At 65.9% G+C, this 10,001-nt stretch carries 4 protein-coding genes and 1 pseudogene; all 5 read right to left on the reverse strand.

Features of this window, described 5'->3' with window-relative positions; genetic code table 11:
• Positions 1–452 precede the first annotated feature (452 nt).
• Complete coding sequence (locus V6V89_RS40310) at positions 453–3,380, reverse strand: WD40 repeat domain-containing protein (RefSeq protein WP_334624977.1); 2,928 nt, start codon at positions 3,378–3,380, stop codon at positions 453–455.
• Positions 3,381–3,708: 328 nt separating this feature from the next.
• Positions 3,709–5,097, reverse strand: coding sequence for a hypothetical protein (locus V6V89_RS40315; RefSeq protein WP_334624979.1), 1,389 nt, complete (start codon positions 5,095–5,097; stop codon positions 3,709–3,711).
• 371 nt (positions 5,098–5,468) lie between these two features.
• Positions 5,469–7,925, reverse strand: a complete 2,457-nt coding sequence (locus tag V6V89_RS40320) for a UvrD-helicase domain-containing protein (RefSeq protein WP_334624981.1) — start codon at positions 7,923–7,925, stop codon at positions 5,469–5,471.
• Between the two features lie 88 nt (positions 7,926–8,013).
• Positions 8,014–9,297: a glycosyltransferase family 2 protein gene (locus V6V89_RS40325; RefSeq protein ID WP_334624982.1), complete on the reverse strand. Its 1,284-nt coding sequence runs from the start codon at positions 9,295–9,297 to the stop codon at positions 8,014–8,016.
• A 208-nt stretch (positions 9,298–9,505) separates the two neighbouring features.
• Positions 9,506–9,994 (reverse strand): annotated as a pseudogene (locus V6V89_RS42005) (glycosyltransferase family 2 protein); the annotation flags it as partial.
• Positions 9,995–10,001: the final 7 nt, after the last annotated feature.

Genomic DNA, 10,001 nt, shown 5'->3' on the forward strand with positions numbered 1-10,001 from the left:
TCGCTGACCAGCAACGACTCAGAACCGATCACACTCGCGTGCCTACGAACTGCGGAACTCGGGGTAGGGGCCGGAGTTCCACCAGCGGCCGCTCAAACATTGCGCCTGGCCGGCCGCTTCCGTGTGCCCATCCCAGCGGCACCGAACGGCGGCAGCGGCACCCCACCATGCAGTAGCCGCCAGCCGGCTGGCGGACCTACTCGCCAGGCGGGCCGAGGAAATGCCACACCGTCGAGACTCAACTCCGATGACATAGCCTGAGACGGAGCGCGAAGTCCCCAGGTCCGGGCGGTGCCCTATGACATCGACAGCGGGACCCTACACTCGGGCCGTAGCGTCTCATAGCCCGCGACAGATGTCGCGATGAGTGACACATATGGATCTGAGAGGGCCCCGATGCCGCAATGCATCGGGCTACCCGACCGTGTCGGCGATGGATCGGGGTGTCGGCGCTATGGCGTGGTCGGGGACGGCCTCTGACGAGGGAGCCCATACCGTTGACGCTCGTCATTGCTCAGTTGTCGGCCGGGAGCCTCATCTTCGCTTGATGCCGACCACAGATCGGCTGGGAGCTGCCAAGTCAAGACGCTGCCGTCATGCAGGGTAGCGCTTAGCTCGGCAGCCCAATGCAGTCCGACGAGGAATGGCGATCGAGGCAGTGACAATACCGCCATTGGTTTTCCCTGCTCGGGATCCCAAATGGTGAGGCCGGAGCCTGCCGCTGTTGCCACGTAGCGGCTGTCGGGTGACCAGCATGTATTGTCGATTGGGTCGGTATGTCCAACGCAGCGGAGGATGGTTCCGCTGTCTTGGTGTCGTATCTCCATTCGGTGGTCGATCGGCACGGCCAGCCTTGTGGAGTCGGGCGACCAGTGCAGGCTCTTTACCCGGTCTTGATCGGTGCGCCACTCGTCGATCACCTGACCCGTTCGTGGGTTCCAGATGGTCACGGCTGTGCCGTCGGTCGTTCCGGCCAGGGAGTGGTCGTCGGGAGCCCAGGCGAGAGGACCGGCCCCGTCGATGGTGCGCAGCGAGCGTCGTGTTGTTACGTCCCAGACCGTGATTAGACCGGGCTGGACGCCGAAGAAGTCGTGGCTCGCGGCGGCTAGTTGGCTGCCGTCAGGCGACCAGGCGAGCGCGCCGATCGGTAGCTGACCATCGGTCAGGACGCCGAGGCGCTTCCCAGTGGACGGGTTCCACAGAGCGATCACGGGGCCGTCTGCGCCGGCAACTATGTTCCCCGCTGGCGACCACTGAACAGTTCTGGCGTCGCCGCCGCGCAATCGGACCGTGTGTGTGGGGTCGAATCCCACGACGCGTGGGCCGGCATCGACGGTGCTGATGGCCGCACGGTCGTGATTCGGCGCCCACGAGACGTTCCCGATGCGGCCTGCGGAGAACTGACGGGACTTGTCCTTGGCCAGATCCCAGACCCTCGGGCCATGAATGGACGTTGCAGTCACGACCTGATCGTCTTTGGGCCACCACACCGCCTGGGCGTCAAGGGGTTGTCGCCGGCGCCTTACGACCTCGCCGGTATCGACGTCGCGGAGCACAAGGCGGTCATCTTTGTCGTCACCTTTGGCCAGATAGGCGATCATGGCAGCGTTCGGAGACCACACCAGCATGTCGGCGGCTGCCAGCTTCCACGCCGTAACCACGGCGCCCCCCGCAGTGACGTCGTACACCCGAAGGCTTCGCTTTCCGGTGAGGTGGACGCTGATGGCCGATGTCCCTCGGGCCGGTGTCAGCACGGCGAGCCGTCGACCGTCGGGTGACCATGCCAATGTCGCTGACTTGGACGCTACGGGCAACTTCAGGACCGTTTCGATGGTCGTGTCGACGGCGAACAGGATCACGCCGTCGTCAGCAGCGACGGCCAGATGACGGCCGTCTGGCGACCATGCCGTGCGTGAGACGAACCCCACGTCCAAGGTGGCCACATGATTCGGACCGTCCGAGCCCAGCCGGTAGATGTCCACGGTGCGGTAGTCGAACTGGCCAGCGACGGTGCCGTTCGCAGCCCAGGAAAACGGCGCCAAGCCGTTCATCGGCGTACGTGGCCGACGGCCAAGGAAGACCTCGTCCGGGATCCGCCACAGGGCTACTTGGTCGCGGGTTTCGGCGATGATGGCGTACTGCCCATCCGGACTGAGTAGCGCGCAACCGCCGACATCTTGGCCGGGCAGGTAGGTCACCGAGGCAAGCGCGCCGGATGACTTCCAGGTACAAACGGTGCCGCTGCCATCGATCGTGCGTAGCTGGTCGAGATCAGGTAGATAGGCCAAGGACGTCGGACCGGCAGCGTGGCCGATGGGCAGACGCCGCAGTTGGGCGGCCGTGGTCAGGCCCCACAACGTCAAGACGGCGCAGGGTGACGGGGCCAGCTCGCGCACGGCCGCGACGGCGACCGCGACGGCCAACTCGGGATCACGATCACGGAGTTGCTGCGCCCACCCCGCGGCCCGATCAGCCCGTCCGAACTGGTCCTCACGTGAGTTCAGACGTTCCCCTCGATGCCAGGTAACCCGACTACCATCGGGGTCGAGCAACTCGTGGGCGTCGCGTCGCACCATCGCAAGATCTACATCAGCGGCTGCGGGGGCATAGCTCGCAGCGAGGGCCTCCAAGCGGTCCCGCAGCGCCGCTGCAGCAGCCAGCGTCTGTTCACGCGCCCACGGCCGGAGCTGGTTGAGCAGCTCACTCCAGTCGGTCTCGTCGGGTACCTCTACCCGGGGCATCAGAATGTCGAGGTGGCGAAGCAACTGCCACGTCGCCGCCTCCGCACCACCGGGCGAGGTGTCGGCACCGACGGCCGAAAGACTCGCCGTGACCAGGTTGACCAGATGGGCAAGCCGACCTTGCACGGCCCGCGAGAACTTCCCCCGCGTGCGGATCTGCATGAAGAATCCGTCCGCCCCGGCCTGGTTGCGCGCCAGAGCAGCGAGCTTACCCACCTCCTGCGCGGCCACCTGCGGCCCAGCGACACAAATCGCCAGCCGCCGCTCCGCCCCGTCGGGAAGGGATTCGGGCACATCAGCGATCAGATCGCCGAGAAGCTTCTCGGTATCTCGATCACTCGTCGTAAACGCTGGGGCGCGCCGAACGGCGACGCTCAGCGTCAGCGGGGTACTGCCATCGTCGCGCGCCGCGCGGATCACGAGATCGTCCACACGATGTGCCGGCGCCTGCTGGAACGCGAGCCGCTCCACGCGACGGCCACGCAACTCCACCGCGGTCGCACCGGTGAGCAACCGCATCAGGTACATCACCGCCACACGACGTTCCAGCGTGACACCGCCGCCACCCGTCGCGTACGGACTAACCCCGCGAGGCTCCGGGTCGGCCAGCCCACCGGCTACTCCAGATGTCTCGCTCATGCCACCTTCCAACGTGGTGTCCGAACAGCCTACGACATGGCGCGTACCTCACCGGCGTTCGCGAATGGTTCGGCAAGTGGCACAGCATCCGGAAATTGCCGAGAATAGCGCAGGCCAGCCGTAGGAAGGGCCAACGGACTTGCGCTATAAGCCACGATGCCCCGACTGCTGTGCCTCAGGTGAAGCAGCCCATTGAAAATCGCGCGGGAGAGAATGCGCCAGAGTCGTGGACTGACCATCCCTTTCCGGCGGCTCCGGCCACGGAGGCACTGGCTAGACCGGCAGGAGGTGAAGCACCTCTGCGCTGACAGCGAATTATGTGACGCCGCTACGGGTGATTTCCGATACGGCTAGGCTCGGCCGGCTGGCCGCAGGTCGTACACCGTGTCTGCGCTCGCAGCTTGGATAAAGCCCATCCAAGAGTCCTCAATATCAGCGCGTTCCGAACCTCCCTTATCTTATAAGATACCAGCGACGTTCGAGGCAACACCGTGGTCTCCGTAGGGATGAACAACTCTGAACCAAAGAGCCTCCGTTCGCCGAGGTTGGCCTTTCCTCTTTTCACACATGAGTAGAGGAGGCGATTCGCTTCCGTGAGCCTACGGGATCCTGCAGAGTGCAGGGTCAACCCGACAACAGCGGCTGCGGCAAGAAGAGTCACCAGCCAGCTTGTAGTTAGCCTCAGGGAGAAAAGGTCGAATAGCAGGACACCCAGACCGGAGAGGATCGCACACATCGGCAGAGAAACGCCTCGCCGGAACTCCCCTTCTGCTCGGAGTCGATCATATTCCTGGAAGAGATCTGGCGCGTTGGCGCGCAAATCGACTTCTGCCTGATCAAGGCGCACATGGAGGTTTTCCTTCAAGGCGTCCATGTTGTAAATCGTTGCCGCGAACGCCCTCCTTGCAGCAGGGTATGTAGTGATCTCCTGAAGCATAACGCCACGGGCCAGTGCCTCCATTTCGGGATCATCTCGCAAGATATAGCGGATTAGGTCATCTGGTCGCAATGCCTGAATCTTTGTCCTTTGCTCGCCCGAAGCTGCATCATGCAGCTTCTCCACAGACAGCCCCATGGACACCGCCGCATCGCTAAGTACGCCGCCATTAATTTGCCGCATAGCGTTGAGGAGCATTTCTGGATCATTGCCAAATATATCCTCTAGCTCTATACCTAAAAGTTCCTCAAAACTTCCACGGTCGGGACGAAAAATGGCCCTTATGTCGCGATACCTGCGAGCGAAGAACTCCACAAAGACCCTCGCCGTTTCCTCCACCGAGTAAGCCACCGCGTCCCCCATCGAGGCGGATTTGCGCAAACGGACGAACTCGACGACGGTCACCGCGGCGAACATCACCGCGAGCACACTCACGAGCGAGGTTATGATCGACCAAAACTGATCAAGAAGAGGCTCGGTTCCGAGGACGATCATCATCATCACGGTCCAGCCGACAAGGAACGAGCCGAACAACAGCTTTCGGAAATGACGGCTGAGCATCTCCATAAAGATCCCAAAGACATACGTAACCAGAATGCCAATGGCTACCGTAAGCTCAATTGGCACTGCCTTGAGCGGGCTGATCATCACTTGGACCTTCGACGGCTCCAGGGTCGAATCTGGAATTAAGGCGAAGCCGATCCACAGAGCTATTACCCACAAGGCGCCGACCGCCAAGGGCGTTCGGGTATCCCGTAAACCAGGAATGACTTGGGACATGAAGCCCATGATCGTCCTCCGGAGGGCTGGTCTCCTGTCGATGGAGGACCATACCGCCTGACTCGCTGATAGGGGTCAAATAGTCAAGTTTGTTGCATCAGCGGCGATACATACCTCGCGTCGCATGCATCTGCCGCGGATCGTAACCGGTTGACTCTCGGCGGGGCTCAAGCTTGGCCCTGGGTACACGACGCGCTGGCCGCGAGCTACTGCTGGGGCGTTACCATTCCGCGAAGTGGCGGCGACGGGCGCTGTCGGCCTCCGGCTCGACGGGTTCCAGTCGTAGGTGGTGCCCGGCGAAGCCTTCGACCGGTGGTTCGACGCCCGTGCGCACCGGCTGCCGGGAGGGTGGTAGCCAGGCTTGTGGCCGCCTACATCCCAGGTGCCCGTCGCACGGCGTCAGTTTGGGCTTCGGGGTGGCCGGTACGTCCGACCGGCGGCACGCGTCCGCTCGGCGTTCCTGGGGCGGTGTCGAGAAGTGCCAACTGCGCCGGGTTGTGCGTTGCCGGTGGGCCGGACGACGACATGCGACTTGTGTGATCCGTGGTGTTCCCGGTCTTGTCGGTCTGCGGTGCTGCTGGCCGACCCGGCGCCTCGGGCGAGTCGATGTCGGCTGGTGCCGGGTGGTCCTTGATTGCGTGGTAGACGGCGTGTCGGGCATAGGCGTTGAGCGCCCCGGCGAAGTCGTCGTTGCGGAAGTAGAGCAGCAGGGCCGGGTTGTTCACGTCGGCGTCGCATGCGTCAACGAGGCGGTCCTCCAGCGCCGGCTCGAAGACGCGCCCGAAGTCCTGCTCGTCTTGGGCGAGGGCTGCGCGACGGACGCGACGGTCGTTGACGAGGTCGGCGACGCATCGTGCGAGCCATTCGCGTTGATCGGCAGGGGCGTCAAGGGTAACTGGTTGCCCGCACAGCCAAGACTGTACGGCTGACCTGATGTCGCCTGTGGGGTCAGGCGTTTCGTGTTCGGCGGCGACAGTGCTGCCGCTGATCGGCAGTTCGTCTCGCTCGACGGATGTGTCTGACAACGGCGCTGCTGCCGTGTCGCGGGACGTTGGCTCGGTCGCCTCATCGACGGTCCGGGCGGCCTCCGAGCCTTCCGAAACGCGCGGCGCAGCCACAGTGGACCATTCCAACGGCGGGCTGGCCGTCGCTGCGGCTGCCGTCAGGCTGGCCCGGTCAGTGTTCTCGGCGAAGTCTTCGATCCAGCTCAGAGAGCCCAGTTCCAAACGGTGTCGCGCGCGGGTGACGGCCACGTACGCCAGGCGAAGTTGCTCGGCGTCGGGGAGCTGGACCTCTCCGGTCTCCTGGTTTTCCTGGGGTTGGGGGAAGTCGTCAGCGATCTGGACGTGTGCCCACTCGCGGCCTTTGGCCTTGTGCACGGTGGAGACGACGATGTCGTAGTCGGGGTCGCCGTCCGCGTCCGTCTGGTTCTCGTTGACCAACTCCTTGACCATCTGAAGGAGGCCGTCGGCGCCGCGGCGGTCCACGAGTCGGACGAACGCACGCAACGACTGTGCGTCCTCGCCCTCTTCGACGTAGGCGCGGACCTCGTCCCAATCGGTGAACCGGCTCAGGTCCGGATGTTTGGTGCCGCGCCCGGCCTGTAGGTCCTTGGCCGCTTTGGCGATGTCTTCGATCGCACGGCCGCCGCCCATGAGTGCCACGCGTTTGCCGCGGTCGAAGGCGTCGAACACGCAGGCGACCGCTCCGGCGTTCGTGCGGGCCAGCATCGCGTCGGGGTTGTCGACGAGGCCGATGCTGCTTTCCAGCGCCGGGTTACCGGCCAGCAGCCACGGTGAGCCAAGCAGGTGCAGGAACCGGTTGCCGACATCGGCGACTGCCGGCCCGAACCGCCAGCTCTGGGTCAGCGGCAGAGTGGCCTGTGCGGGCCAGTTCTTCAGGGCGTCGATGGCGCCGCGGAATCCGTAGATGGACTGGTTGGAGTCGCCGACCACGACGGTCTGCATCGGCTGGTCCTGGATCACCTTACGCAGCACCGGATTGATGTCCTGTGCCTCGTCGAAGAAGACCACGTCGCAGGGCAGGCGTGGGTGTCCGAGTGCCCAGAGTTTGATGTAGTCGTCGTGGTCGAACAGCAGCTTGCCGTCGGGGTCGGCGATGTCCTTCCAGGCCGCCCGTGCGTAGTTCAGCACCGCATCGCCGAGTCCGGCAATCTCGGTGGGTACCGAAGCTGGTAGATGCTGGCGGCCGATGGTGTCGGCGGCGCTTTCCCGGTAGTTGCGCACGGTGGCCATCACCATCCGGGCGATGTTCTCGGGTAGGAGCACTTGGGCGCCGCCGACGGCGATGTTCAGGTGTTCGGTCCACTGTTCGGGCCATCGGGCGCCTTGACCGATCCGGTCAAGTTTGCCTCGTAGGGGTGTGCTGGCCAGGGCCTCGCGGGCGAACGCATGGCTGGTGTCGGCCCGTACGTTGCGGCCGAACTTACGCTGTGCCTCGTCGGCGATGCTTCTGTTGAAGGCGATGTACGCCACGCGCGCCTGCGGACGTGCGGCGGTGAGCATCTGCAAGGTGGACGTTTTGCCGGTACCGGCGAGGGCTTGTACCGCGATGGTGTGGCCGGCCTGGTAGGCGTCGATGATGCGCTGCTGCTGCCCGGTCGGTGGCAACGCGGTGGTGGGCTTGGCTGCGCGTGCGGCGTCGGCGCGGTCCTGGGCGGCCAGCCACCGCCGGATGTCGCCGATGGCGGCGGCTCGGTCGGCGGGTCGGCCGGTGTAACGCCGGATGACCAGTTGGCGGACGCGGTCCACCGCTTGTGGTGGCAGCGGGTGTGCGATCTGTGGCAGTTGCGGCTGCGCTACGAGCACGATGACGTCTCCTGCGATCACTTGTTCCGGTCGGCGAATGCGCTGTTGGAGTGGTGGACGCCGCGCTTGGACGCGGTGGCGGCGGCGTTCACGACCAGTTCCTGATCGGCGCCTGCCCGACCGCGGCACACGCCTCATCGAGCAGGCTCTGAACGACGTCGGCGGGGCGTCCGGGACGCACGCCGTTGACGAGTGAGCGGGCGCCGCGGGCCAGGCCGTCGCGCCATGCCTGAGCCCGTGCTGCTTGCGGTGGTGGTGCAGCGCTGACGGCCAGGGTGTAAACCTGCCCGGCTTCGACGAAGTCGCGCCAGATCCGCAGCGCCCAGGTCGCCGCGCCGCGCAGGCTGCGACCGGCGAAGAACGCGAAGAAGCTGCCGATCATCTCCGGGTGGAAGGCTTCGTCGCTGACCCGGCAGCCGGTATCCGATCGTGGTCGGGCGGCCAAATCGACCAGATCGCGCAGCGGCCGGTCGAGCGCAGGTAGCGGCGCGTCGAGCTCCATCGGGTCGAGGCGGTAGCGGCCGATTGCGCCGAACTTCAGGTGCACGGCGGACAGGCGCGGGTCCGGGCAGTGATAGAGGTGTGCGCCGGTGTCGGTGAGGTCGGCGGACAGGTGCAAGTGGTCGGCGTAGGAGCTGGTCCAGGCAGACATGTCGACGAACCCGCCGGCGCGCCGCAGCGCGTCAGCGTCGATCAATGCCGTGCCGCCGATCAGCTGCACCGGCAGGGGCGCGACGACGCCGGCGACGCCGGGCAGCCGGGGTGGGTCGCCGCCGTACTCGGCCGGCCAGGTGTGGAACCGCGTCGCGAACTCGGCCCGGTCAGCGTCAAGGCGGCCGATCCGCCCGACCGCGGCGGTCTCGTGCGGGCGGACGGACCGGTAGTAGAAGGGCAGCATCACCGCGCCCACGCATGGGTCGATCTGTTGCAGGGCATGCAGCACGTGCGCGGCACCCACTGCGTAGTGAGGTCCGAAGACGCAATCGTCGTCGCCGAACAGCAGCCACCGGCCGCGCGCGATCTGCGCCGCGGTGTTGCGGGCGGCGAAGGCGCCGCGATGCGCGGGCAGCCGGTACGCGCGTACGGGAGCCCCGGGGGTTCCCTGGTACTGCTCCAGCACGGCTGAGGTGTGATCGGTGGAGCCGTCATCGACCACGACGATCTCGGCCAGCGCGTCGCCTGCCTGGCCGCGCAGGCTGTCCAGCGCCCACGTCAACGGGTTGTCCCGCAGCCTACCGGCGGCCGGGTCGAAGGGGCACCGATTGTAGGTCGCCAGCAGCGCGGACACACTTCTGGCCGGCGCGCCGGCTGATAATGCGCGCGTGAAGGCGTCGCCCGCCGGGAGTCCTTGGCGCGGTGTCGTGATGTCCATTGTGGTCACCGCTCGGTCTTGGCGTGCGCTCGCCGGTCGCCGGACAACCGTGCACGAGCCATGTCGAACAGGCACCACCAGGGCCTCCGCTGGCGACCAGGGCCGCGGTGAGTGTGCCGGCCAGCTCCCGAGCCCCGGATCGCGCCGGTACACCGTTGCTACGCCGGTGCGCGGCGATCACAGCTGTGGGTAGGGCGACGTAGCCGGCCAACGCCGTCGCGGAGATCGCCGCTGCTATCGCCCTGCGGCGGGCGACCAGCGGCAGCATCACGGCGGCGGCGACAGCTGGTGACTGGCCGAGCCATAGCGCGCCGCGGGCAAGTCCTTGCAGCGTCAGCCAGGTCCGGCCGCTGCTGCTGCCGAGTCCGGCCCGGGCAGCCAGGGTTGCCGCGTCCGGGTACTGGGGGTAAGACCAGAACCATTGCCGGGCTTGGCGTATCACCGCTCCGGGGGTGTCCGGTGCGTCGGCCTGCTCGGTTAGCGGTAGCGGATCGATGGGGATTCCGGCGGCGGACAGCAGATACCCGAACGCGAGGTCCTCATTCATCGTGGCGGTCGGTAGGCCACCGAGCCGCTGCCAGGTGTCGCCACGCACGAACAGGCCATGGCCGACGCAGTGGGCCAGCCGCGGCCATCGCGTGCTAGGAGGCTCCTGAATAACCCCGTTTCGGGGGTGCGGGTTTCGGGTGGTGGTGATGGGGAGG

It is taken from the genome of Micromonospora sp. CPCC 206061 (assembly GCF_036906915.1).
Classification (GTDB): domain Bacteria; phylum Actinomycetota; class Actinomycetes; order Mycobacteriales; family Micromonosporaceae; genus Phytohabitans.